This window comes from Duganella dendranthematis (assembly GCF_012849375.1).
Lineage (GTDB): Bacteria > Pseudomonadota > Gammaproteobacteria > Burkholderiales > Burkholderiaceae_D > Rugamonas > Rugamonas dendranthematis.
Map to the genome: position 1 here is coordinate 4,043,459 of NZ_CP051684.1, position 24,334 is coordinate 4,067,792.

Sequence of the window (24,334 nt, forward strand, 5' to 3'; positions counted from 1 at the left end):
AAAAAACTGCCGATAATTTAGGCATCTACACTGAGGAGCAACATTATGGCTACTCCCGTCTCGCTGACTTCAAGCAACACCACCAATGCCGCCACCCAGGTCCAGGCCAAGGATGACAAGCCGGTGTCGGTTGCCGCCAAGGCCAAGGCCGATCTGAATGCCTCCATCGTACAGGCTTCCTTGTCGGTGTCGATCAGTTCCTCGAACGACCAGATGTCGGTGGTGCTGAAAACTGCGCTGACCGGCATTAACGAGGCGCTCAAGAAGGACGGCTTCGGCGATGACGCCATCCAGAATGCCGCGTCGCAGGATAATACCCCGGAAGGCACCGCCGGCCGCATTGTATCCTTGTCGACCGGGTTTTTCGAAGCCTACAAGCAGCAACACCCCGGCGAAGACGAGGGTGAATTGCTGAACAAGTTCATGGATACGATCAAATCGGGCATGGAACGCGGCTTCAAGGAGGCGCGCGAAGTGCTGCAGGGGCTGAACGCGCTGAATGGCGATATTTCGTCCAATATCGACAAGACCTATGAGCTGGTGCAGAAGGGCTATGACGATTTCATCGCCGCGCATCAGGCGAAAACTGATACCGCTGCGACCGGCGCCAGCACCAGCAACACGGCCGCCAGCGCCACGGCTACCGACAAGGCTGCGGCCTGATCGGCTCAGGCCGCGACCTGATTGCGGCCCAGTTCCTTGGCACGGTACAGCGCCGCGTCGGCGGTCGCGATCAGATCGTGCTCACTTTGCTGCGGCCGCAGCACCGACACCCCAGCGAGGCCGTAATGTGCGGCAGCGGCAGGCGCATGTCGGTGAACACCTTGGCTTGCCGCATGCGCTCGCACAGCCGCTCAGCCACCGACGCCGCCACCTTGTCGCTGGTGTCCGGCAACAACACCATCATTTCTTCGCCGCCGTAGCGCACCGCGAAATCGGTCGGCCGCAGCGCGCCGCTCAGCACCTGGGCCGCCGCGCGCAAGGCTTCGTCGCCGGCCAGGTGGCCGTGGGCGTCATTGAATTTCTTGAAGTGATCCAGGTCGATCATGATCAGCGCCAGCGGCGCGTTGGAGCCGTGCGCGGTGGCCACCATGGTCGGCAACAGGTCGTTGAGCCAGGCGCGGTTGTACAAGCCGGTCAGGCCGTCGATCATCGACAGCTGGCGGTAGAATTCGCCCAGCTTCTGGCGCCGGCGCAGCTGCGCGTTGGCGGCGCGGATGCGGAACGACAGCAGCCGCAGCAGGTTACGCGCCAGCACATTCGATTGATCGATCAGTTGCCAGACGATGTCGGCCTCGACCACCAGCACTTCGCTTTCCTCCAGCGCGGTGGTGGTGGACAGATTGGCTTCCTCATCCAGCACCGACTGTTCGCCCACGCTTTCGCCCGGCAGGATCTTGCTGATGGTGCCGTCGGCCATGCCGGAACGCGTGTCGCTGGCCACCGACAATGCGCCGCGCAGCAGGATGTACAGGCGCGCGCGGTTGGACTCGGCAATCGCCTCGCCGGCATCCAGCGACATGATGGGGCAATGGGCCAGCAGTCTGGCGATGACGGCGTCGTCGTCGGAGTTGCGCAGCAGCTGCAAGTCGCTGATCCGATAGCTCGATGAGCCGAATGTGCTGATTTGTTTCAAGGATGTCTCGCAGGATGCCAAAAGGCAATCATTAGTTCTGGAATTATCATATCCGAAAACGTTAGAGGCGTGGTTCAATAACGGCATTGCAACCAACTGGAAACAACATGAGCTACCTTGACGCGCTGGGAGTCGCCCATCAGCCCGATCCGGATGCGCGCATCGTCTCGCTGGTGCCGTCGATTACCGAGTTGCTGTGCGACCTGGACCTGGCCGCGCAAGTGGTGGGGCGGACCGGTTTCTGCATCCATCCGTGGGACGTGGTGCAGCAGATTCCCAAGGTCGGCGGCACCAAGGACGTCAACCTGGACAAGATCCGCGCGCTGGCGCCGACCCATGTGGTGCTCAATATTGACGAAAACGAAAAGCCGACTGCCGATGCGCTGGCCGAATTCGTGCCGAATATCATCGTCACCCATCCGCTGCGGCCGTATGACAACGTCGCGCTGGCGCGCCTGATGGGCGGCGTGTTTTGCCGCAAACAGCAGGCCGCCGACTGGTGCGCCGCGTTCGAGGCCGAATACGCGCTGCTGCAGGCCGCGCCGAAAGGACCGCCGCAAACCATGTTGTACTGCGTGTGGCAGGACCCGTGGATGACGATCTCACGCGATACCTATATCGCCCGCATGCTGGAGGAAATCGGCTGGAGCGTGCCGGAACTGGGCGAGGAGCGCTATCCGGCGTTCCGCTGGTCGAGCGAGTTGATTGCGCAAATCGATGGCGTGCTGCTGTCCAGCGAGCCGTACCGCTTCACCGAAGCGCATGCGGAGATGCTGGAACGCCAGATCGGCAAACCGGTGCTGCTGGTGGATGGGGAAATGATGTCCTGGTATGGCAGCAGGTCGCTGCAGGGACTGCGCTACTTGCGGGAGCTGGCGCTGGCTTAAGCGCCGGCCCCGCGGCAGCAATTACTCTTCTTCGGCTTCGGCCACTACGGCGGCCGAGACGGCGCCGGTGCCATCGGCATGACGTTTATGGGCATTGAGCTTGCCCACAGCGGTTTCGATCGAGCGCTTCAGTTTTTCGGTGGCGCCGCTGATGGCCTGATGCAAGGTGGCGGCGTGGTCGCTGACCGCGATCGGCTGCAAACCGGTGAGGCGGGCTTCCATCAGGCAGCGGTTGTCGCCGTCTGCGGATTTCTGGCCAAGGTTGTCGCTCAGGTGGACTTCGACACGGGTAATTTGTTCGCCGAAGCGGTGGAGGGCATTGCCTACGACGGTTTGAACATGTTCGTCCAGACCTGCGTGATTAGTGATGGTTTTGTCGGTATTCACTTGGATTTGCATAGCTTGCTCCTGTTGTTTGACTACGAAACCATCTTACTCCTTCCAGGCTTAAGTGGGCGTTAATTGCTTAACGTCCACTTGATCTGGATGCTATTTCGCCGCCGTCTTCAGTCGCGCGATGCTTTGTTTGGCTTCCGCCATGTCGGGCCAGAACCCCAGCACGCGCTGATAGGCGTCGATCGCCAGGGCGTTGTCGTGATGCCGGTCGTAAGCCATGGCGAGATAAAACACGGCGCGGCCGCTGTCGGGATACAGGCTGGTGCTCAACTGGTAAATTTCAATGGCTTCGGGGTAGCGATTGACGTCGAGGAATTTTTCGCCCCAGGCAATCAGGCTGCGCTCGTCCGGCTTGAATTCGGCGTCGCGCTGACGCATGTCGCGGTAGATGCCGGCCAAATCCTTGTGGCCGTGTTTGGCGAACCGGGCGGCCATGGTGGCCAGGGTCGGCGGCGCGCCTTCGGCGTGGTGCGCATCGACCGCCAGCAGGTGGGCGGGCACATTGTTGGCCGCCGGCTTGTTGTTCATGAATGCGAGCGCGGCGGCATCGTTGCGCAGGTAGGCATTCAGGAAGGCGAGCACGTAGCGGCCCATCCAGCCATGCGCCAGCGTGGCTTCTTCGCGCGAGTATTCGTCAAAGCGCAGCTCCGGCCCCAGGCGCAGCGATTCCGACTGGAAGGCGGCGTGCGTCATGGTGTACATGGTGACGTTGTACAGGTCCGAGAACTTCATCTGGTTCATCAGGCTGTAGGTCGGTACTTGCTTGACGCGGTTCATCAGCTCCGCCGTGTAGGGCTTGCCGCCCAGGTACAACATGGGTAGCGCCAACCGCTCGGGCGTCGCATAAGCCGCCTGCTGCACGATGGCCGGGAAGTAGCGCACCGAGCCGTCCAGCGACACCAGCGCCGAGATGCGGTCGTCCCTGGCGGCGGCCAGCACGTTGGCCAGCCCGCCGAAACTGTAGCCGATGGCCGCCACGTGGCTGTCGTCGGCCTGCGGCAAGGTCGCCGCGTAGCCGAGCAGGAAGGAGATGTCGCGCGCCTGCGCTTCGGCGGAGTCGATGTCGAGATTGATGCTGCGCGTGTGCATGCCGATGCTGGCGCTGGCAATCACCAGGTAGCCCTGGCTGGCGAGGTATTCGCACAGGTCGGCGTTATCGTAGGCGGCGGCGCTCGAACCCGGCGCGTAGATCACCACCGGAAACTTGCCGGCGAGTGCGGGGGCATCGCGCCGGGCCAGCATGGTCTGCGCCAGCGCGGCCTTGCTTTGTTGGGCGTCCAGGTTCGGATAGTTGTCTTGCATGTAGCTGGCGACCGCGCCGCTTGCCTCGGCTTCCGGACGCTTGAACTGCTCCTCGGTGGCGCCGGTGCGCAGGTAGTCTTCGTAGCGGATGGCGGCGCCTTGTTTCTCGGCCGGATACCAGATCAATGCCTGGAGCGGACGCGCGCGCTCGCCGGACGTCGGCAGGCCGGTGACGAGATCGATCTTGTCCGGATAGGCGCGCGCGCGATCGTAGAGCTGCGCGATGCGCAGCCCCACCGCATACGGGCCGGGGCCGCCCGGGAAGGCGGGGCCGGCGGCGAAACTGCTTTGGGCAGCGAGACCGAACAACAGAATCAGCAGACTTTTGCGCATAGTTGGTTTAACCGTTCAGCAGTGAGGCGGCGAGGTTGATCGACAGGCCGAGAACGGCCAGGTTGTAGAAGAAGCACAGCACCGACTGGCCCAGCACCACTTTGCGCAACTGGCGCGTGCGCACGGTCACGTCCGAGGTCTGCACCGCCACGCAGATGGTGAACGAGAAGTACAGGAACTCCCAGTAATTCGGCACCACGTCGTCGTCCGGGAAGCCGAGCGCCTTGTCGTCGCTGTTGTCCATGTAATACAGGTGGGCGTAATGCGAACAGAACATGATGCCGACCATGAACCACGAGCCGACCAGCGTCAGCACCGCCAGCGTGTAGCGCAAGGCCAGCGCTTCGTCGGGCAGGTTCTTGGTGGTGGCCAGCTGCAGGACGATGGCGGCCAGGCTGACCAGCACCGCCAGCGACAGCACGGCCAGGATCACCGGGCCTTTTTCATCCTGGCGGCAGGCGGCGCGCTTGATGTCGTGCTGGTCGGCCTTGGCCATCATCCAGCCCATGGTGGCGATGTACACCCAGACCAGGATGTCCCAGCAGGCCATCACCCGCGTCAGCCACGGCCAGTGGCCCGGCAGCAAGGGGGCGGCGATGAGGCCGCAGACGATCGCCAGGCTCAGGTGAGGGCGGCTGTGGATCAGGCTGGGCCAGCGGATGCGCAAACTCATTTCTTGTCCTCGTGTGGGAAGCGGTCCATGCGCGACAGCACCGGGAACAGCACGGTCCACGCAGCGACGACGCCGAGGGTGGCGGCGCCGCCGAACAGCACCGCGCGCGTCAGGCCCATCCAGCCGGCGGTGATGCCGGATTCAAATTCGCCCAGCTCGTTGGAAGCGCCGATGAACACCGAGTTGACGGCGCTGACGCGGCCGCGGATTTCATCCGGCGTTTCATACTGTACCAGCAGGTGGCGCACGTAGACGCTAATCATGTCGCCGGCGCCCATCAGGAACAGCGCCACCAGCGCCACCATGAAGGTGGTGGTCGATCCCAGCACCAGCGTGCCGGCGCCGAACACCGCCACGCCGCCCAGCATCCAGGCGCCGACCCGGCGCGTGATCGGGAAGAAGGCCAGCACGATCGAGCACAAGGCCGCGCCAATGCCCGGCGCGCTGCGCAGCGCACCGAGGCCGCTGGGGCCGATGTGCAGCACGTCATGCGCCAGCGCCGGCAGCAGCGCGGTGGCGCCGCCGAACAGCACGGCAAACAGGTCGAGCGAAATCGCGCCCAGCACGATTTTCTTGTTCCACACGAAGCGCAAGCCTTCCAGCACCGTGTGCCACGAGGCCGGACCGCTGGCGCTGGCCTGCTTGACCGACTTCACCAGGCACATCATGACCACCGACAGCAACAGCAGCGTGGAGGAAATCATATATACCGTTTTTGGCCCGGCCAGGTAGAACAGGCCGCCCAGGGTCGGCCCCATGATGACGGCGACGTGGAAGCTGGACGAACTCAGCGCCACCGCCTTGCTGAAGCTTTCCTGCGGCACCAGGTTGACCAGAATCGCCTGCGTGGCCGGCCCCATGAAGGCGCGCGCGCTGCCATACACCACCAGCACCGCAAACACCGGCCACACGGCGCTCAGCCCGGTGTAGGTGAAGGCCAGCAACATCAGTCCGCACAGCAGCTGGGCGCCGAGCGCCAGCGCGATCAGGTTGCGGCGATCGTAGCGGTCGGCCGCGTGGCCGGCCAGCAGGATCAGCAGCAGGAACGGCAGGAACTGCGCCAGCCCGATCAGGCCGAGGTCGAACAGGTTGTGCGTCATCGAATAGACTTGCCAGCCGATGGCGACGTTTTGCATCTGTACCGCCAGCGTGGCCAGCGTGCGGGCAGAGAGGTAGAGGGTGAAGTTGCGGTGACGCAGGACGCTGAAACCGTTGCGGGAAGTGCTGTCTGACATTGCGGCTTTCTAGGAGCAGAGCCTGGGGACTCTGCATCCCGAAAGCCCTGTGAGGTTGGATGCTGTTACTTGTTGAGGTCGGCCTCGGAGGTGAAGGCGTCGGCGTAGAACTCTTCTTCCGGCAAGCCGCACTGTGCGACAAAGTCGGTCTTGGCCGATTCCACCATCACCGGCGCACCGCAGGCGTACACCTGGTGGCCGGACAGGTCCGGCAGGTCGGCCATCACCGCCTGGTGCACATAGCCGGTGCGGCCGGCCCAGTGGTCTTCCGGCATCAGGTTGGACAGCACTGGCACGTATTTAAAGTTGGGCATGCTCATGGCCCACTCGCGGCACAGCGCGTCCATGTACAGGTCTTGCGGACGGCGGCCGCCCCAGTACAGCGTCATCTGGCGGGTCGAGCCTTTGGCGCGCAGGTGTTCGACGATGGCCTTGATCGGCGCGAAGCCGGTGCCGGAGGCCAGCAGCACCATCGGCTTGGCGCTGTCCTCGCGCACGAAGAAGGTGCCCATCGGGCCTTCGAAGCGCAGGATGTCTTTTTCTTTCATGGTGCCGAACACCTGGTCGGTGAACAGGCCGCCCGGCAGGTGGCGGATGTGCAGCGCCAACGGCTGGCCTTGCTCCGGCGGCGAGGCCAGGCTGTAGCTGCGCCGCTTGCCGTCCTTCAGCATGAATTCGATGTACTGGCCGGCGCGGAATTTCAGCGTTTCATTGGCCGGCAACTGCAGCGTCATGACGACTACGTCGGACGCGACTTTGTCCAGCGTCGCCACGCGCGACGGCATCTTGCGGATCGGATAGTCGTCACTGCCGGCCACTTCGCGCGCTTCGATCACCACGTCGCTGTGCGGCAGGGCGCAGCAGAACAGCGACATGCCTTTGGCTTCCTCGTCCTTCGGCAACGCCCGTTCCTGGTGCGGCTTGTGGGTGATGTCGCCGGACAGCACCTTGCCCTTGCAGGAGCTGCAGGCGCCGTTCTTGCAGCCATATGGCAGGCCGACGCCGGCGCGCATGGCGGCGCTCAGGATGGTTTCGTCTTCTTCGCAGCTGAATTGGTGACCGCTGGGCTGTACAGTGATGTGAAACGTCATACGATAGGGAGCTGGGCTATAGGCAGGAAACCCCTTATTTTACCTCAGTCGGCGGGTTCGGCTGGCGGCCGCGATGACTGGCTGGGGACGTCAACTGTTTCACCGCTGCCTGGCATATGTCCTTACAATCTCGGCATGAAAACTTCCAACTTTAACCGCCCGCGCCTGCTGATTGTCGGTTGCGGCGATGTCGGCATGCGCCTGCTGCCCTTGCTGTCCCACCATTTTCGCGTGTTTGCCACCACCAGCCAGGCGGCACGCCGCGCCGAACTGCGGGCGGCCGGCGCCGTGCCGCTGGTGGTCGACCTGGATCAGCCTGCGACCTTGCGGCGGCTGGACGGGCTGGCGCCGTGGGTGGTGCATCTGGCGCCGCCGCCGGCCGACGGTGTACTCGACACCCGCACCCGCAACCTGACGGCGGTGCTGCCGGCCGGCGGCCGGGTGGTGTATATCAGTACCACCGGCGTGTATGGCGACTGCGGCGGTGCGCTCTTCGATGAAAGCCGGCCGGTGGCGCCGCGCAACGCCCGCGCGCTGCGCCGGGTCGATGCCGAGCGTACCTTGCGGCGCTGGGCACGGCGCACCGGCACCGCGCTGTCGGTGCTGCGGGTGCCCGGCATTTATGGCGCCGACCGTCTGCCGCTCAAGCGTTTGCAGCAGGGCACGCCTGCGCTGATCGAGGCGGATGACGTCTACACCAACCACATCCACGCCGACGACCTGGCCGCGATCATCGTTCGTGCGCTGTATCGTGCGCTACCTAACCGTACCTATCATGCGGTGGATGACAGTGACATGAAGATGGCGCAATATTTCGATGCGGTGGCCGATGCGTTCAGGCTGCCGCGCCCGCCGCGCTTGCCGCGCGCGGAGTTGCAGAAAGTGGTGTCGCCGGCGCTGTTGTCGTTCATGTCGGAGTCGCGCCGCTTGCGCAACGATCGCATCAAGCGTGAACTGGGCGTGCGCCTGCGCTACCCGACGGTAGCCGCAACCCTGGCGCTGCCAGAGTGTAAAGATATGTAAAGAAGCAATAAAAATTAAGCTGTTGCAATTTTATTGTGGCATTTTTGTGTCAAGATTATAAGATGGCTTGTTTGATGCATATCAAATAAATCATCACATGTTAAGATATTGTTAGCCATCTTCCACGAAGGAGTGCGCGCATGTTAGCCACTTTGCAGCCGACCAAGGAGCAAGTCCGCGCCTACATGCTGCAGCGCCAGCGGGATTTTGGCCATTGCCCACCTCCGGTGCCGGAAGAAATCCGGCGCCAGCTCGGCTGGCATTGCAGTGTCCACCATGCTGAGCATTCCTCCTCTTCCACGTTGTTCTTCCCAGGCACGATCGCCCAACTGGCCACGCTGATGGCAGTTGAATGGTGCTTCCTTGCCGCCGGTGTCGCCCGTCCAAGCTGATCTTTACATTGTTTGATACTTCTTTTTACAACATAAATCGTCACTACCACACAAAATAGGGTTAGAATCTCTCTAAATCTCACAGAAAGCTTTGTTGAGTTAGCCCTTTTGTAACGAAAGCATGTATTATCTCGGTTAAGCACTAAAACGCGGCATAAATGTTCGTGGTTTCTCGTGCTTCAATGGTAATTGAGCTAAAAATTTTTCTTACCCATGTGTCGTTTTTTTGCTAAAGACGGCAGCGAACTTACTTAAATCACTATGTCCCTCAAAGAAATCACGGCGTCGCCGACCTACAACCCGAACCGCGTGCTGGACGCGATCATTGAGAAACTGCAACTGAAAAACGATGCAGCTCTGTCCCGCGCACTGGAAGTGGCCCCACCGGTCATTTCCAAAATCCGCCACAACACGCTGCCGATCGGCGCGACCATCCTGATCCGCATGCATGAGATTAGCGATTTCAGCATTCGCGAACTGCGCGAAATGATGGCGTCCTGATAACGGACACCCAAAAGAAAACGGCGCGTACCCTCAGGTAACGCGCCGTTTTTTTTAGCCCGGTCAGCTTCAGGCGGAAGTGCTGATGGTGGTGCCGATGCGCTGGCCACTGGTGTTGACGGTGGGCGCCACGGCGGCCTGAGGCGGCGGCGGTGGTGGTGTCTGCGCCACGCGTTCGGCGGGCTGGTCCACCGGTTTTACCTGTTCAGGCTGGCGGGTAGGGACGGCTTGCTGGATCGCGGTGTTGCTGCTTGGGGCGATGGTATTGACGGCCATGATGCACTCCGATCATCTGTAGACGCCCCAGTATGCCACTTATTTCAGCAGGTCGCCTGATTTTTGTGTATCAGAGCGGCTGCGACAGGCGCGGACGCAGGCTGTAGAAGCTCGACTGTTGCGCCGCTACAATAGCTGCCTCGGCGGCTACCACGCTGGTGTTGAGCACGCCCGAATGCGCGATGTCGCTGGCCAGTACGCCCGAGTGCGCCACGTCGGCCGCCAGTACGCCGGAATGGGCAATATCGCCGGCCAGCACCCCCGAGTGCGCCACGTTGGCGGCCAGCACGCCGGAGTGGGCGATGTCTTCCACCAGCACGCCCGAATGCGCAAATGCGGCGACGCTGGCGCGCACATAATCTTCGCCAAACGTATCCTCGTACAGTTCCTTCATGCGCTGGCCGACGCGGATGTGGGCCGCCTCGTCATCCTCGCCGCGCAGGCCGATGTAGGGGAAGTGGTGCAGGTAGTGGCCGAACACGGCGTCGCAATCGGCGTGGTATTTCACCGTGTCCAGGATATGGTAGTGCCAGAAGGTGTCGACATCGACCAGCGGCGCGGTCTGCTCGTGCGGATACTTTTTCATCAGGAACAGAAAGCGGCGGTACTCGAACTCGACCGCGTTGGCGCGTTCCAGCGTCCAGCCTTCACCGGACTCTTCGTGCATCAGCTTGACTTTGATCGGCTCCAGGTCCAGGGCGGCAATAGCGTGCGTGCTTTGGGCATTCATCAGAATTTCCTTTGCTGTATTGATGCGGGTTGAAAAGGCTGGGAATGCCTTTAATTTTGCCCGCAGGAGACAGCTGTTCCTTGAGGTTAATCAATATTTGAAAGGAAACTCACAGCGCCATGTCGCGCGCGGAGGACGGCGACGAGGCTGGCGACTGCGCTTGCGGCGCCACGCGCGCGGCATCGCTGACCGGCACCGCAATCGCCACCGTGGTGCCGCCGTTGGGCGTGCCGCTGATCGAGCAGGTGCCGCCCAGCAGGCTGATGCGTTCTTCGATGCCGACCAGGCCGAACGAGCCGACCTTGTTGCGGCTGCTGTCGCGCACGCCGATGCCATTGTCGCTGATGGTCATGCACAGCATGCCGCCGGCCTGCACCAGCTCGACCCGCACCAGGCTGGCGTGGGCGTGTTGCAGGATGTTGCTCAGCGATTCCTGCAGCACGCGGAAGAAGGCGGTGGCGCGCTGGTCATCGATATGGATTTCGATATTATGGTCGATCAACTCGCAGACCATGCCGGAGCGCGTGCGGAACTGGGCGATCTGCCATTCCACCGCCGCGTTCAGGCCCAGGTCCAGCACGGTGGGACGCAAATCGTTGATGATGTGGCGCACGCTCTTGATGCTGCTGTCGATCTGGCTCAGCATGCGCTGCGCGCGCGTGTGCAGGCGCGGATGGCGGTGGCGCGTGCGGGTTGTCAGCAGGTCGACGTCGATGCGCAGCACCAGCAGGTTCTGGCCCAGGTCGTCGTGGATTTCGCGGGCGATGCGCTTGCGTTCTTCTTCCTTGATGTGGTCGGCGTGCGCAGCCAGCCGGCGCAGCTTGTGGTGCGACTGTTGCAGCCGGGCCTGGCTGGTACGCAGTTCGCGCGTCATTTCCTTGGCCATCTTGACGGCCCGCATGCGCGACGACGACAGCGTGTGGAACAGCAGGTAGAACAGCAGCGAACCGGTGAAGCCGCACAGCATCGCCAGCCACGGCAGCCAAGTGTCGAAGCGGCTGTACCAGGCGGCCTTGGGGGCGCTGAAATGCGCGTTCCAGTGGCGGTGGTGGAAATCGATCGGCAGCACCACGTTGAACAGGTCGCTGACGCGCGCCGCCGCGCCGGCCGGATTGCTGTCGAACAGCTGCGGCGGCGGACGGGACGCCACGCCGTCGCTGACATCGACCAGCACCAGGCGGGTGTCGCGCACTTGCATCTGTTCCAGCGCCGCCTGCACCAGGCGCGGCACGGAGAAGCCGATGCCCACCGAGCCGATGTAGGCCGCACGCCGTTGTTCCACCGTTTGCAGCGGCGCACCGCTGCGGTAGACCGGCAGGCGCAGCGCCAGCCCGGCCCCTTGCGGCTGGTGGATGCTGTCGATCGGCAGGCCCGACGCGCTCAGGTCGCCGGAATCGCGGCCGTGCCGCAGCGCCTGCGCCACCGGGCTGCGCCAGCCGATGTCGCGGCCGATCTTTTCGCGGAACTCGGCCAGCGGTTCGATCATCGTCAGCACCCAGTATTCGGGGCGCTGCGGCGCCGGGTCAATGCTGATCCGCGCCGGATAGCCAAGCGTCTGGTCGCCGGTGGCGGTCGCCTCAAAGGCGGCGCGTCCGGCATCGGTGAGGTAACGGGCGTAGTTGATGTTGTCCAGCGCTGGAAACTGGCTGGCGATATTCAAGCCTTGTACATAGCGGTGGAAGCTGGCGTGGTCGACATTGTCCGAGGCGTGGAAGAAGCTGGCTGTGCCGCGCAGGACGTCGGTGTAGGCGTTCAGCCGAGAATTGATGTTGTACTGGGCGTTTTGCGCCTGATGCCGGAAACGCTCGCCGGCGTCGTACTCGATGGTGCGATTCGCGGCCAGGTAAAACAAGCCGCCGATTCCGAGCGACAACAGCACGCCCGCCCACCAAACCGGCCGGGAAGCGGGGAATAGCTGTTTGTGGGCGAAGGCCATAGTCTTTTGACTATAGAAAACAACAGTTCACCTCGTCAAGCAATTTTGCAAAAAGCTTATGATCGTTGACGTTTAGTTACTTCCGGGTCAATAAAAAACGGCGCCACGCGGGCGCCGTCTTAGCGAAGGGCAGGCGGCTTATTTGGCGACCCAGCTGTCCTTCAGCGTGACGATGCGGTTGAACACCGGCTTGCCTGGCTGCGAGTCGACGCGGTCGGCCACGAAGTAGCCGTGACGCTCGAACTGGTAGCGCTGGTCGGCTTGCGCGGCCACCATGCCCGGTTCCAGGTAGGCGGTGACCACTTCCTTGGCGTTCGGGTTCAGTAGCGAGATAAAGTCCTTGCCGCCGGCGTCAGGCTGGGCGTCGGTGAACAGGCGGTCGTACAGGCGCACTTCGGCTTCCACGGCGGCGGCGGTCGACACCCAGTGGATGTTGCCCTTGACCTTGTAGGTGTCCGAACCCGGCGTGCCGGACTTGGAATCCTCGAAGTATTTGACATGCACGGCGATGACCTTGCCGTTCTCGTCCTTGTCGAAACCGGTGCACTCGGTCACATAGCCATGGCGCAGGCGCACGCGGCTGCCCGGATTGTCGCCGATCGGCGGGTAGTAGCGGAAATAGCCCTTGACCGGCACTTCCATGAAGTCTTCCTCTTCAATCCACAGCTCGCGCGAGATCGGGAAGGTGCGCACGCCCATTTCCGGGTGGTGCGGGTGGACCGGCGAGGTGCACTCTTCGCTCTGGCCTTCAGGATAGTTGTCGATGATCAGTTTCAGCGGACGCAGCACGGCGGTGGCGCGTGGCGCTTTCGGGTCCAGGTCTTCGCGCACGCAGCCTTCCAGCGTGCTCATGTCGATCCAGCCGTCGGCCTTGGTGACACCGATGCGGTCGCAGAACAGGTGCAGCGCTTCCGGCGTGTAGCCGCGGCGGCGCAGGCCGACGATGGTTGGCATGCGCGGGTCGTCCCAGCCGTCGACGATTTTCTCTTCCACCAGCTGGCGCAGCTTGCGCTTGGAGGTCACCACGTAGGTCAGGTTCAGGCGCGAGAATTCGTACTGGTTCGGCACCGGCAGCGTGAAGAAGCCGCCTTTCGACAGCGTCGCCAGCAGCCAGTCGTAGAACGGGCGGTGATCCTGGAATTCCAGCGTGCAAATCGAATGGGTGATGTTCTCCAGCGCGTCCGAAATCGGGTGCGTGTAGTCGTACATCGGGTAGATGCACCAGGCGTCGCCGGTGCGCACGTGGTGCGCGTGGCGGATGCGGTAGATCGCCGGATCGCGCATATTCATGTTCGGCGAGGCCATCGCATCTTCGCTGATCTTGGCACGCAGAATGTGCTCGCCGTCGGCGTACTTGCCGGCTTTCATGTCGCGGAAGATCTGCAGCGATTCGGCGGCCGGACGGCCGCGGAACGGCGAATTGGTGCCCGGCGTGTTGAAATTGCCGCGATTGGCCGCCATATCGTCAGCCGACTGGCTATCGACGTACGCGTAACCCTGCTCGATCAGCCATTCGGCCATGGCGTACAGCTGGTCGAAGTAATCCGACGCGTAGTGCAGGTGATGTTCGACCGAGCCGTCGGCCTTGGGATAGTCGTAGTCGAAGCCCAGCCATTTGACGCTGTCGATGATGGTGTCGACGTATTCCTGCTCTTCCTTGGCCGGGTTGGTGTCGTCGAACCGCAGGTTGCAGCGGCCATGGTAATCGCGCGCCAGGCCGAAGTTCAGGCAGATCGACTTGGCGTGACCGATGTGCAGGTAGCCGTTCGGCTCCGGCGGAAAGCGGGTGATCACGCTCGGCAGGCCGGCGCGGTCGTGGGTGCCGGCGGCCAGGTCGTGTTCGACGATGGCACGCAGGAAATTGGAGGGTAGTGCTGGCGCTGGGCTGTTTTTGTCGTTGCTCATCTGGAAGTTTGGATTACGCAAAAGTTCTATATTGCTGCATTTTACCGTATTGCCAGTGGGGATATGGCGGCGCGGTATAATGATCGATTAATTTGCGGTGGGTTTGTCACCGCATCACGGCCCGGAGTTTCCAAATGGAAAATTACTACAACACACTGGGTATCGCGCCGAACGCCAGCGAAGATGAGATTAAAAAGGTCTATCGTTCCCTGGCCATGCGCTTCCACCCGGACCGCAATCCCGAACCTGGCGCGGATGCGCGCTTCAAGGCTGTCACCAAGGCGTACGAGATCCTGTCGGACCCGGCCAAGCGTGAGGAATACAACCAGAGCCTGAACCACCGCATCATCATCGACGCCGAAGCCGAAGCCTATCAGCTGTGGCGTTCGCTGTTCGCGCTGCAGGGCACCACGCTGCCCGTCGCGTAATTACCTATTTAGCAAGAAAGCAAGCAATGAGAAAAGTACACCCTGAGTTCGCCTATCAATCGCGTGAGCTGGAAGGCCAGATCGAAGGCATCCTGGGCGATCCGCCGGACCGCAAGAACTACCAGCGCATGGTGGACGCGCTGGTGGGCGAGTACGCCCAGGGCGGCGGCATTGAAGATGTGAACATGCTGGCGTTCGCGCTGGTCGATCACATCGAGTTCAGCAATCCGAAAGGCCTGCTGGCCGAGGCCGAAGACTACGAGTTCGGCGACGCCGCCCGCGTGTTCGCCATGGCTGAGTGCAAGGGCGAAGAGGCGGCCAAGATGTACGCGGCGATTGCCGAAAGCATGCCGGACCTGGCGCGCCAGGCCATCATCACCGCCTTCCTGCATAAAAATCCGCGCAAGTGGGACGATGACGATCAATCGCTGGACCAGCTGTCGGCCAATGACGATGGCGACGATATCGACGACGAAGACGCCGCTTCCGACGACTTCGCGCAAATGTTCGACCGGGATGGAGAATAAGCATGTCCGATAATTCGAATCTGCCTGCCCTGAGCAAGCAAGTGACGGAACTGGTGCTGGCCGGCTCGCTGAGCCACGCCGAACAAGCTTTTGCCGACGCCGCCGACCAGTTCGGCGACCTGGCGGTGGTGGAAGTGCTCAACAACATTCCGCCGCAAGTGACGGCGCTGCACATGGCCGGCTTTGACGGCGGCAAGATGTCGCTGGCGACCTTGCTGGTGCCGCCGAAGGCGTGGGCCGACAGCCTGGCCTTCATCGCCGCCACCTGGCCGGACGACCAGATCGAGGACGATCCGGAGCGCATCGCCGAGGCGCTGTTCACCCACATCCACGGCGTGGTGTTTTCCACCGACGACGAAGAGCGCCGCAACGAGCTGCTGGCGGCCGCGTCGGCCACCGACCATGGTTCGACCGCGTTCGCCATCCTGTTCTCGATGGCGCCGAAGGAAATCCTGGAAGTGGCCGGAGAGATCATCTCCAAGGGCCCGTACCTGACCGGCCAGACCACCTCCGACAACGACGTGGTGCCGCTGGCGATTGCGCTGGCGCAGGCGTCGGAAGACGGTTGGGACCGCGCGCTGTTCGAGCTGTTCCCGGAATTCCGCCACAGCGCCGACCTGGCCGACGCCGAATATGACGATGATCCGGACGCCGAGCCGACCATCCTGCAGCGCTCGACCAAGGAATTGCTGTACCGCTTGCGCAAGCAAGTGCCGTCCACGCGTGTCGCCAAGGCGTCGCGCCGTTCGGTCGGCACCAACATTTTCTCGTGATCGGTGGTTGATCGATGCTGCCAGCAATCGTAAGAGAAAACCTGCCGCGCCTGACGCGCGCGATCAAGCAATTCGCGGTCGAACCGGACGATGAGGCCGCCTACGCACTGGCCGATGAACTGACCGGCATCACCGCCATGGTGGCCGAGAAGTTCACCAACGACCGCACCGCCGACGGCATCCAGAAGGCCATGCAGCTGACGGTGGGCTGCGTGTCGCTGGGGCTGGACCACGAACTCCCCGACGATGACGACGAGGCCGCGCTGGGGCTGCTGATCGAGGAGGGCGCCGAGTATGCGTTCCAGGTCGGCTTCCGCATGGTCAAGGAACTGGCGACGCTGCCGGAAGACGCGCTGGTCGGCGAGTACGATACCGATCCGGTGTATGCCGCGCGGCGCCTGCGCGACAAGTTCGTCGACATCTGCCAGGCCGATCCCAACCAGAACTGGAACGGCAGCGCGCGCTACGCGGTGCAGTTCAAGCAGCGCAAGGAAGTGCAGGCGGTGGTGCGGCTGGCCGGCTGGCTGCGCCGTCACAACACCGAAGGCCCGGTCAGTGATGCCGACCTCAACGCGGAAGGCGTGATTGCGCTGGCGATCATCTTTGCGGTCGAGGGCGGCGGCCGGGTGGTGGCGCGCACGGGGCAGAAGGAGTTCGAGCGCTTCGTCAAATCGGTGCGCAAGAACAAGCCGGACTACGAGGCCGGCTGGGCCGAGCTGGTGGCCAAGGTGCCGGTGCAGCATCATCCGGTGCTGCTGGAGCGCATCGACAGCTATCGCCAGAGCTGCACCGTACTGCAAAACATCAAGGGCCGCACGGCGATGAAAACGCTGTTCGCCGAACTGGAAAACTACGCCGGCTCCGAGCTGGACGCGGACTACTCGTAGGCTCGTGGTTCCGGCGAACGCCGGAATCCATGCTGAGCATGCGTTCTATGGATTCCCGCCTGCGCGGGAATGACGGCTGGCTTCGGCGGCCACCTCCACAAACGCCGCCACCAGCGGCGAGATCGCATCCTTTCTTTTGGCCAGATATAGCGCCGTGGTGGCCTCGGCGTCCGCCATCGGCCGGTAGCACACCTCGTTCATGCGGATGATGTCGAACGAACTTGGCAGCACCGACACGCCGCAGCCGGCCGCCACCAGACCGATGATGGTGGAGGCCTCGCCGGCCTCCATCGCAATGGTCGGCTTGAAGCCGGCCTCGCGGCACAGCCGGTTGATCTGCGGATGAATCCCGGTGCCGGCGCTTTCCGGATACATCACCAGCGGCTCTCCCTTCAAATCACTGACGGCAATGCTCTGCTTCTGCGCCAGCGGATGGCCGACCGGCAGCACCATCACCAGCGGATCGCGGCGCAGGATGGTCAGTTCCACCGATTCCGGCAGCGTCAGTTCCGGCGGCCGCACCAGGCCCAGGTCCAGTTCGCGCGCAGCCAGCGCCTCGATCTGGCCGATGGTCGACATCTCCTGTAAGGTCAGCTGCACGCCCGGATAGCGCTGGCGGTAGCGGTTGATCACCGCCGCAAACAGCGGCGTCAGCGGGGTGGAGAAGGTGAAGCCAACCCGCAACTCGCCGGCCTCGCCGCGCTCGGCCCGGCGCGCGGTCTGCATCGCTTGCTCGGACAGGGCCAGCACGCGGCGCGCATCTTCCAGGAACAGCTTGCCGGCCTCGGTCAGACGCACCCAGCGCTTGCTGCGTTCCAGTAACTGGGCACCCACTTCGGCTTCCAGCATCTGGATCTGGTGGCTCAACGGCGGCTGGCCGATATGCAGCCGCTCGGCGGCCCGGGTGAAGCTTAGTTCTTCGGCAACGGCAACGAAGTAACGCAGGTGACGGAGTTCCATTATCTTTTTAAAGTATAGCTAACGCCTCAAATATATATTGGACAGCTTAGTGACGCAATCCTAAGATGAAGTCATCGACCCTCGCAGGATCATCATGTTATCCGCCACCATGCCCCGTATTGCCCTCGGCAGTCCCGAATTCAAACGCAGCAACCGCGCCATGTTCTTCGGCGGCTTCGCTACGTTTGCACTTCTGTACTGCGTGCAGCCGCTGATGCCCCTGCTGTCGCATGAATTTGCGCTGACGGCGGCCCAGAGCAGCATGGTGCTGTCGGTGTCCACCGGCGCACTGGCGGTGTCGCTGCTGGCCTCGAGCGCCATTTCGGAACGCCTCGGCCGCAAGCCGCTGATGGTGGCCGCGATGGCGGTGGCCGCCGTGATGACGCTGCTGTGCGCGTTCGCCCACAACTATCCGCAACTGCTGGTAATGCGCGCCTTGCTCGGCGTGGTGCTGGGCGGCATGCCGGCCATCGCCATGGCTTACCTGGGCGAGGAAATCGAACCGACTTCGCTGGGGCTGTCGATGGGCTTGTACATCAGCGGCAGCGCTTTTGGCGGCATGGCGGGGCGAGTGATCACTTCGGTGCTGAGCGACCATTTCTCGTGGCGGCTGGCGCTGGCGGCGGTCGGCGTGGCTGGTATTTACGCGGCGTTTGAATTCTGGCGCAGCCTGCCGCCGTCGCGCCATTTCACGCCGTCCAGCGGCGGTTGGCGCGCGCTGCCGGCTGGTTTCAAACAGCACCTGTCGGATCAGGGATTGCCGTGGCTGTTCGCGCTGGCGTTCCTGCTGATGGGGGCGTTTGTCAGCCTGTATAACTACATCGCCTACCGGCTGCTGGGCGGGCCGTTTTCGCTGAGCCAGAGTGTGGTGGGGGCGGTGTCGTTCTTCTATCTGCTGGGGATTTACAGCTCGGTGTGGGCCGGTCGCCTGGCCGACCGTTACGGCCGCCGCAATGTATTGTGGATGATGGCCGTGATCATGTTCAGCGGTTTGCTGCTGACCTTGTCCAACTGGCTGCCGCTGATTCTGGCGGGCGTGGCGGTGTTCACCTTCGGCTTCTTCGCCACGCACTCGGTGGCCAGCAGCTGGGTAGGACGGCGCGCTACCAGCAACAAGGCGCTGGCGTCGGCGCTGTACCTGTTCTTTTACTATCTCGGCTCCAGCGTGGTGGGTTCGGCTACCGGCATCATGTGGGGCCGCGCCGCGTGGCCGGGCGTGGTGGCGGTGCTGTCCTGCTCGCTGCTGCTGGCGCTGGTGGTCGCGCTGCGCTTGCGCACGCTGGCGCCGTTGGTACAGGCCGAGCGCTGACGCTGGCCTTGGCCGCTAGGACGAACGCAGCAAGGCGGCGAAGGCGTCCGGCATCAGCGGGCGGCTGAAGTAGTAGCCCTGGATCTCGTCGCAGTCGTTGCTGCGCAGGTAGTCCAGCTGCGGCGCGGTTTCCACGCCTTCGGCAATCACTTTGAAGCCCAGGCTATGGCCGAGCGCAATCACCGAGCGCACGATGGCGGCCACTCTTGGCTCATCCAGCATGTCGCGCGTGAAGGACTGGTCGATTTTCAGGTAGTCGACCGGGAACTGCTTCAGGTAGGCCAGGCTGGAATAGCCGGTGCCGAAGTCGTCGATCGACAGGGCGATACCGAGCTGCTTGAGGTTTTCAATCGCCGCCACCGCCTCGTCGACGTTGTGCATCATCAGGCTTTCGGTCAGCTCCAGCTCCAGGTATTGCGGTGCGAGGCCGCTGTCGTCGAGCGCGGCGCGCACTTCCTCCAGCAGCGCCTGATCGCGGAACTGTCGTGCCGACAGGTTGACCGCCACCCGCAGCGCTGGCAGGCCAGCCTGCTGCCATGCCATCGCCTGGGTGCAGGCCATGCGCAATACCCAGCGGCCAATCGCGACGATCATGCCAGTTTCTTCCGCCACGCCGATGAAACGGGCCGGCGACACCGACCCCAGCGTCGGATGCTGCCAGCGCAGCAGCGCCTCCATGCCGGTCACCGCGCCGCTGCGCAGATCCAGCTTGGGCTGATAGACCAGGCTCAGTTCCTCGCGCGCCAGCGCGTGACGCAGTTCGGCTTCGATCAGGGCCCGTTCGGCGACGCGCGCATGCATGGCCGCTTCGTAGAACTGCACCTGGTTGCGGCCGGCTTCCTTGGCGCGGTACATGGCGATGTCGGCGTGCTTGAGCAACTGCTCCGGCTCGGCGCCATCGGCCGGGAAAACGCTGACGCCGATACTGCAGGTGACGGCGACCGTTTGCTGCGCCAGGGTCAACGGCGCCGCCACCGCTTGCTGCACCAATTGCAGCAGGCTGGCCATCGGCCGCTGGTTGGCCACCGGTAGCAGCAGCAGGAATTCATCGCCGCCGAGGCGCGCCACGGTATCGCCCTCGTTGACGCAGGCGCACAGGCGGTCGGCGACCGCGCGCAGCAGTTCGTCGCCGGCCTGATGGCCGAGGTGATCGTTAGTTAGCTTGAAGTTGTCGAGATCGATGGCGACCAGCCACAGGCTGTGGCCAAAGCGTTGCGAGAAGGTGATCGCCTGCGCCATGCGGTCGCTGAGCAGGACGCGGTTGGGCAGGCCGGTCAGCGCGTCGTGGTTGGCCTGGTGTTCCAGCTGCGCCTGATAATCGAGGATGGCGGTCATGTCGGTCAGTACGCACACGTGGCGGCCGATGGCGTCGTCGGTCGCCGGCACCGGCGCCACGTGCATCTGGGTCCACAGTTGCGCACCGTCGCGGTGGCGGATGTGCAGCAGCAGCGTCACTTCCTGGTGTGACAGCATGGCGGCGTGTACTGCCTGCTGATGATCGTCGTTCGCTTGCAGGCCCAGCAGCGTTTCCAGTTGCTGGCCCAGCACGTTCTCCGGCGCATGGCCCAGCAGCTGGGAGAAGGCCGGGTTGGCGTATTCAACGCGGTCGCCATCGGCCGTATGCTGGGTGATGACGACGGCGTTGACGCTGGCCTCCAGCGCGCGGCCGCGCAGTTGCAGTTCGGCTTGCAGCCGCAGGCGTTCGGTGATGTCGTGCGCGAACACCAGGCGGCACGGCCGGCCGGCCAGCGTGACCGCGTGCGAGGAAATGTCCACCTTAAGCCGGCTGCCGTCGCGCCGCACGTGGGTCCACGCGCCGGACTGGTCGGCGCCTTTGCGCGGCGTCGCCGCCAGGTTCTGCTCCAGCCGTTCCACCTCCTGCGGCGGGCGGATGTCGCGGATCGTCATGTGCAGGAATTCCGCTTCCGTGTAGCCGTACTGGGCTACAGCGGCAGCGTTCACCACCATGAAGCGCAGCGTTTCCAGGTCGTACACCCACATCGGTTGGGGATGGGCTTCGAACAGGTATTTGAAGCGCAGCCGCGATTCGTAGACGTCGTAATCGTCGAGCGGATAAGCCAGGCACAGGTAGGAGGGCGGCTGCGCATTCGCACGCCATTCGATGGTCTGGGTGACCGGATGGCTGCTGCCGTCGTGGCCCACCAGCTCGACTTCGCCGCGCCAGTGGCCGCGCATGCGGGCGGTGGGCAGTGCTTCGCTTTGCAGCATCGGCAGTACCCAGCCGGCGTACAGCTGCGCGGCCGGGACGTCGTCCGCAAACGGGCCAAGCAGTGAGTGCATGTGGGCGTTGCACGCCAGCAGGCGGCCGGCTTCGCTGATGACAAAGGCAAAATAAGGACTGTCGCCGAACATCTGGTCGAACGCACTACCTTGCGATTTGCTAGCCAGTCTTCCCTGCTGTGTCCGCTCGCGCTTGGGGGCGCGGGTGGAAGCGGGCTGCGGAGGTAGTTCCATGTCGGGGCATTCAGGTGAGGACGGGTTGCCTGATATTAGCAGAAGGATGTGGCCGCATGAAGTACGGCTGGCTGGGGCGTGGCGACAGGTTTATTTGATTGCGGGCTGATCTGCGTCAGTGTCCGGGCTGATCGGCGCAACTGCCGGGGGCGGTGTTGGTCTCATCCGCACGGGCAGCTTTGTGCCCGCCATATTACAGGAGACCATCATGCTGCATCCGAACGATATCCAGCACCGGTTTTATTTTGTTGAGCGCGCGGTCCGGCTGGCGGCGCAGGCTGCTTCGGCGGAACCTGGCTTGCCGCGCGAGTTGCGCAATTGCCTGGAGTTGATGGACAAGCACGTCGACGACGCGCGCGAGATCTTGCAGGCGGCGGAAGAAGCCCGCGTGCGCAAGCTGGTGCGCGACCTCGACCTGCTGGCCGAGCGCGCCAAACGCATCTGTAACTACATCCCGACCTTGTCCGGCCAGATGAAAGGCGCGGTCAGTCACATGCACAGCCAGATTCAGGAACTTAAGCGTGACATGAGTGTCTGAAGGGAGCAGGCCGCCAGTACGGGGCCTGATAAATCATGGACCATAGAAAAAGTGTAAAAAATCGCGCGGATCAGGAGCGTGAGCGATTGCGCCGCTAGCGGTGAGCTACAGCACGCCCTTCGCGCGCAGGGTGGCGATGTCGTCGTCGCTGCGGCCCAGCAGGTCGCGCAGGACGCTGTCGGTGTGCTGGCCCAGCAGTGGCGGGGCGACGGCGTTGTCGGCCGGCGTGACCGACAGGCGCATCGGGCTGCGCACCAGCCTGGTGGTGCCGGCGGTCGGATGCGGTACTTCCATCACGATGCCGCGTGCTGCCACTTGCGGATTGCGGTAGACGTCGTCCAGGTCGTTGATCGGGCCGCATGGCACGCCGACCGCTTCCAGCGTAGCGATCCAGAAATCGCGCGGCTGCTGCAACACCATCTCGGCCAGCAGCGGCACCAGTTCGTCGCGGTGCTGCACGCGCAGCGGATTGGTGGCGTAGCGCTCGTGGAACGCCAGGTCGCCGCGGCCGCCGGCCTCGACAAACTTCTGGTACTGCCCGTCATTGCCGGTGGCGACGATGATGTAGCCGTCCGCACACTGGAACGTCTGGTACGGCACGATGTTCGGATGCGCATTGCCCCAGCGCTTGGGCGGCTTGCCGCTGTTCAGATAATTGCTGCCGGCATTGGCCAGCATCGCCACCTGCACGTCCAGCAGCGCCATGTCGATGTACTGGCCTTCGCCGGTGCGGTCGCGGTGCGTCAGCGCCGCCAGGATGGCGATGGTGGCGTACATGCCGGTCATCAGGTCGGTCAGCGCCACGCCGGCTTTCTGCGGGCCGCCGCCGGGCAGGTCGTCGCGCTCGCCGGTCACCGACATCAGGCCGCCCATGCCCTGGATCAGGAAGTCGTAGCCGGCGCGGTGCGCGTACGGACCATCCTGACCGAAGCCGGTCACCGAGCAGTAGACCAGGTCGGGCTTGATGGCTTTCAGCGAATCGTAGTCGAGGCCGTAGCGTTTCAGCTGGCCGACCTTGTAGTTCTCCAGCACCACATCAGACTGGCGGACCAGTTCGCGCAGCAATTGCTGGCCGTCGGCGCTGGCGATGTCCACCGTCACCGAGCGCTTGCCGCGATTGGCGGACAAATAATATGCAGCTTCGGTGGTGTTGTTGCCGTCGGCGTCGCGCGCGTAAGGCGGACCCCAGGCACGGGTGTCGTCGCCGTTGCCGGGACGTTCGATCTTGATCACATCTGCACCGAGATCGGCCAGATTTTGCGAGCACCACGGTCCCGCCAGCACGCGGCTCAGGTCGAGCACGCGAATATGGCCTAGCGCTTTTGGAGCTGTCATGATGTGTTTCACCTTATGAGTACGAACAATCAGGCCGCTAGTGTAGTGGCTCAGTCGTTCGGCTGCACGTGGTTTTTTTGCAAGCCGGCGGCCACCGCCTGCGCGGCCCGCCAGCGCTGGGACGGCGAAGGGTAATCGCTGCGGCCGAAGCGGGGCGACTCGCTGGCGCGCATCATCTTGCGGAAATAGCCGCTCAGCTGCGCCGCCGGCCAGCCGGCGCGCCAGGCCAGCAGCAGCCCTTCGCGGTCGGCTTCCTGCTCCTGCGCGTAGTTGGTGTCGGCCAGCAGCGCCATCAGCTTGCGGTCGTTGTCCACGGCGTATTCCAGTTCGGCGAACGGTCGCGTCGACCAGACCGGCGCCAGCCGCAGCGCCGCCTGGTATTCCAGCAAATTATGATACAGCGCGGCGTGCTCGATTTCATGCGCCAGCAGCATGGCCAGTTCAGCGTCGCTCAGGCCGAGGCGCTCGACATAGGCCTGGCTGACCAGAATTTTGCCGCCGGCCATGCAGTCGGCGTTCTGTTCGGCGGTGGCGGTGGTGTGGACTTCCCAGGCCCATTGCGCGGTGTCGGGATAGTCGCGCTGCGCCTGCGCGATCAGCCCGCCGGCGATGCGACGCACCCGGGCGGTGAAATCGGCGTCGAGGTCAATGGCGTGCTCTGCCAGCCGGCCGGCATAGATGGCGGCGGCGCGGGCCATGATCTCCTCCTGCGTCGGTTCGGCGGCCCGGCAGGCCGCTGCCGCTAGCAGCAGCATGATAATTTGTGATAACTTTGCCATCCTCATC

The 24,334-nt window shown here is 63.4% G+C and carries 24 protein-coding genes and 1 pseudogene; 11 read left to right on the forward strand and 14 right to left on the reverse strand.

Going from position 1 to position 24,334, the window contains the following annotated elements; translation table 11 throughout:
- The first annotated feature begins 45 nt into the window (after positions 1–45).
- Entirely contained in the window at positions 46–663 is a 618-nt protein-coding gene (locus HH213_RS18445; protein WP_110846966.1) for a DUF5610 domain-containing protein, read from the forward strand.
- 5 nt (positions 664–668) lie between these two features.
- Here HH213_RS18445 and HH213_RS18450 read toward each other — a convergent pair.
- Positions 669–1,636, reverse strand: a pseudogene (locus HH213_RS18450) (GGDEF domain-containing protein).
- A 107-nt stretch (positions 1,637–1,743) separates the two neighbouring features.
- Here HH213_RS18450 and HH213_RS18455 point away from each other — a divergent pair.
- Entirely contained in the window at positions 1,744–2,523 is a 780-nt protein-coding gene (locus tag HH213_RS18455; RefSeq protein ID WP_169113195.1) for a helical backbone metal receptor, read from the forward strand.
- Positions 2,524–2,544: 21 nt separating this feature from the next.
- Here HH213_RS18455 and HH213_RS18460 read toward each other — a convergent pair whose 3' ends face one another.
- The 5 genes from HH213_RS18460 to HH213_RS18480 form a co-directional block, all read right to left on the reverse strand.
- Positions 2,545–2,922, reverse strand: coding sequence for an HPF/RaiA family ribosome-associated protein (locus HH213_RS18460; RefSeq protein WP_110846963.1), 378 nt, complete (start codon positions 2,920–2,922; stop codon positions 2,545–2,547).
- Between the two features lie 90 nt (positions 2,923–3,012).
- Complete coding sequence (locus tag HH213_RS18465; RefSeq protein ID WP_169113196.1) at positions 3,013–4,554, reverse strand: dienelactone hydrolase family protein; 1,542 nt, start codon at positions 4,552–4,554, stop codon at positions 3,013–3,015.
- Between the two features lie 7 nt (positions 4,555–4,561).
- Positions 4,562–5,227: a DUF1345 domain-containing protein gene (locus HH213_RS18470; RefSeq protein ID WP_169113197.1), complete on the reverse strand. Its 666-nt coding sequence runs from the start codon at positions 5,225–5,227 to the stop codon at positions 4,562–4,564.
- On the reverse strand, positions 5,224–6,462 hold the full coding sequence (locus tag HH213_RS18475) for an MFS transporter (RefSeq protein ID WP_110846961.1): 1,239 nt from the start codon (positions 6,460–6,462) through the stop codon (positions 5,224–5,226). Before HH213_RS18475 ends, HH213_RS18470 begins: the two co-directional genes overlap by 4 nt.
- Positions 6,463–6,527: 65 nt before the next feature.
- Complete coding sequence (locus tag HH213_RS18480; RefSeq protein ID WP_169113198.1) at positions 6,528–7,553, reverse strand: CDP-6-deoxy-delta-3,4-glucoseen reductase; 1,026 nt, start codon at positions 7,551–7,553, stop codon at positions 6,528–6,530.
- A 135-nt stretch (positions 7,554–7,688) separates the two neighbouring features.
- Here HH213_RS18480 and HH213_RS18485 point away from each other — a divergent pair, with 135 nt between their 5' ends.
- From HH213_RS18485 to HH213_RS18495, 3 genes are all read left to right on the forward strand, one after another.
- Positions 7,689–8,576, forward strand: coding sequence for an NAD-dependent epimerase/dehydratase family protein (locus HH213_RS18485; RefSeq protein WP_110846959.1), 888 nt, complete (start codon positions 7,689–7,691; stop codon positions 8,574–8,576).
- 140 nt (positions 8,577–8,716) lie between these two features.
- Positions 8,717–8,968 carry a hypothetical protein gene (locus HH213_RS18490; RefSeq protein ID WP_169113199.1) on the forward strand — a complete coding sequence of 84 codons (252 nt, stop codon included), beginning with the start codon at positions 8,717–8,719 and terminating at the stop codon, positions 8,966–8,968.
- Positions 8,969–9,229: 261 nt separating this feature from the next.
- Entirely contained in the window at positions 9,230–9,469 is a 240-nt protein-coding gene (locus tag HH213_RS18495) for a hypothetical protein (RefSeq protein WP_092278423.1), read from the forward strand.
- Positions 9,470–9,538: 69 nt separating this feature from the next.
- Here the strand turns inward: HH213_RS18495 and HH213_RS18500 are convergent, their stop codons facing one another.
- The 4 genes from HH213_RS18500 to HH213_RS18515 all read right to left on the reverse strand — a co-directional run bounded on the left by HH213_RS18500 (position 9,539) and on the right by HH213_RS18515 (position 14,316).
- Complete coding sequence (locus tag HH213_RS18500) at positions 9,539–9,745, reverse strand: hypothetical protein (RefSeq protein WP_161053940.1); 207 nt, start codon at positions 9,743–9,745, stop codon at positions 9,539–9,541.
- Between the two features lie 70 nt (positions 9,746–9,815).
- Complete coding sequence (locus HH213_RS18505) at positions 9,816–10,475, reverse strand: glycine-rich domain-containing protein (protein WP_169113200.1); 660 nt, start codon at positions 10,473–10,475, stop codon at positions 9,816–9,818.
- 109 nt (positions 10,476–10,584) lie between these two features.
- A complete protein-coding gene (locus HH213_RS18510) occupies positions 10,585–12,411 on the reverse strand; it encodes a CHASE domain-containing protein (RefSeq protein WP_110846955.1) in 1,827 nt (608 codons plus the stop codon).
- Between the two features lie 138 nt (positions 12,412–12,549).
- The gene (locus HH213_RS18515; protein WP_169113201.1) at positions 12,550–14,316 is read right to left on the reverse strand and encodes a glutamine--tRNA ligase/YqeY domain fusion protein; all 1,767 of its coding nucleotides are present in this window, start codon (positions 14,314–14,316) and stop codon (positions 12,550–12,552) included.
- Between the two features lie 134 nt (positions 14,317–14,450).
- Between HH213_RS18515 and HH213_RS18520 the strand changes: the two genes are divergently transcribed.
- The 4 genes from HH213_RS18520 to HH213_RS18535 are packed head-to-tail and all read left to right on the forward strand — an operon-like array spanning position 14,451 to position 16,931.
- On the forward strand, positions 14,451–14,744 hold the full coding sequence (locus HH213_RS18520; RefSeq protein ID WP_110846953.1) for a DnaJ domain-containing protein: 294 nt from the start codon (positions 14,451–14,453) through the stop codon (positions 14,742–14,744).
- 26 nt (positions 14,745–14,770) lie between these two features.
- Positions 14,771–15,271: a hypothetical protein gene (locus HH213_RS18525; protein WP_110846952.1), complete on the forward strand. Its 501-nt coding sequence runs from the start codon at positions 14,771–14,773 to the stop codon at positions 15,269–15,271.
- 2 nt (positions 15,272–15,273) lie between these two features.
- A complete protein-coding gene (locus tag HH213_RS18530; protein ID WP_169113202.1) occupies positions 15,274–16,044 on the forward strand; it encodes a hypothetical protein in 771 nt (256 codons plus the stop codon).
- Positions 16,045–16,058: 14 nt separating this feature from the next.
- Complete coding sequence (locus HH213_RS18535; protein ID WP_110846950.1) at positions 16,059–16,931, forward strand: hypothetical protein; 873 nt, start codon at positions 16,059–16,061, stop codon at positions 16,929–16,931.
- Between the two features lie 45 nt (positions 16,932–16,976).
- Here HH213_RS18535 and HH213_RS18540 read toward each other — a convergent pair whose 3' ends face one another.
- Positions 16,977–17,891 (reverse strand): LysR substrate-binding domain-containing protein, encoded by a 915-nt coding sequence (locus tag HH213_RS18540; protein ID WP_110846949.1) that lies wholly within the window; start codon positions 17,889–17,891, stop codon positions 16,977–16,979.
- 94 nt (positions 17,892–17,985) lie between these two features.
- On the opposite strand from HH213_RS18540, the gene HH213_RS18545 reads away from it, so the two are divergent.
- Positions 17,986–19,200 (forward strand): MFS transporter, encoded by a 1,215-nt coding sequence (locus HH213_RS18545; RefSeq protein ID WP_169113203.1) that lies wholly within the window; start codon positions 17,986–17,988, stop codon positions 19,198–19,200.
- Between the two features lie 15 nt (positions 19,201–19,215).
- Here the strand turns inward: HH213_RS18545 and HH213_RS18550 are convergent, their stop codons facing one another.
- Positions 19,216–21,675 (reverse strand): sensor domain-containing protein, encoded by a 2,460-nt coding sequence (locus HH213_RS18550; RefSeq protein WP_169113204.1) that lies wholly within the window; start codon positions 21,673–21,675, stop codon positions 19,216–19,218.
- A gap of 208 nt (positions 21,676–21,883) precedes the next feature.
- Between HH213_RS18550 and HH213_RS18555 the strand changes: the two genes are divergently transcribed.
- On the forward strand, positions 21,884–22,213 hold the full coding sequence (locus HH213_RS18555) for a hypothetical protein (RefSeq protein WP_169113205.1): 330 nt from the start codon (positions 21,884–21,886) through the stop codon (positions 22,211–22,213).
- Positions 22,214–22,318: 105 nt separating this feature from the next.
- On the opposite strand, the gene HH213_RS18560 is transcribed toward HH213_RS18555, so the two are convergent.
- Together HH213_RS18560 and HH213_RS18565 are read right to left on the reverse strand one after the other, a co-directional pair.
- Complete coding sequence (locus HH213_RS18560) at positions 22,319–23,548, reverse strand: CaiB/BaiF CoA transferase family protein (protein ID WP_169113206.1); 1,230 nt, start codon at positions 23,546–23,548, stop codon at positions 22,319–22,321.
- A gap of 50 nt (positions 23,549–23,598) precedes the next feature.
- Positions 23,599–24,327, reverse strand: a complete 729-nt coding sequence (locus tag HH213_RS18565; protein WP_169113207.1) for a M48 family metalloprotease — start codon at positions 24,325–24,327, stop codon at positions 23,599–23,601.
- Positions 24,328–24,334 lie beyond the last annotated feature (7 nt).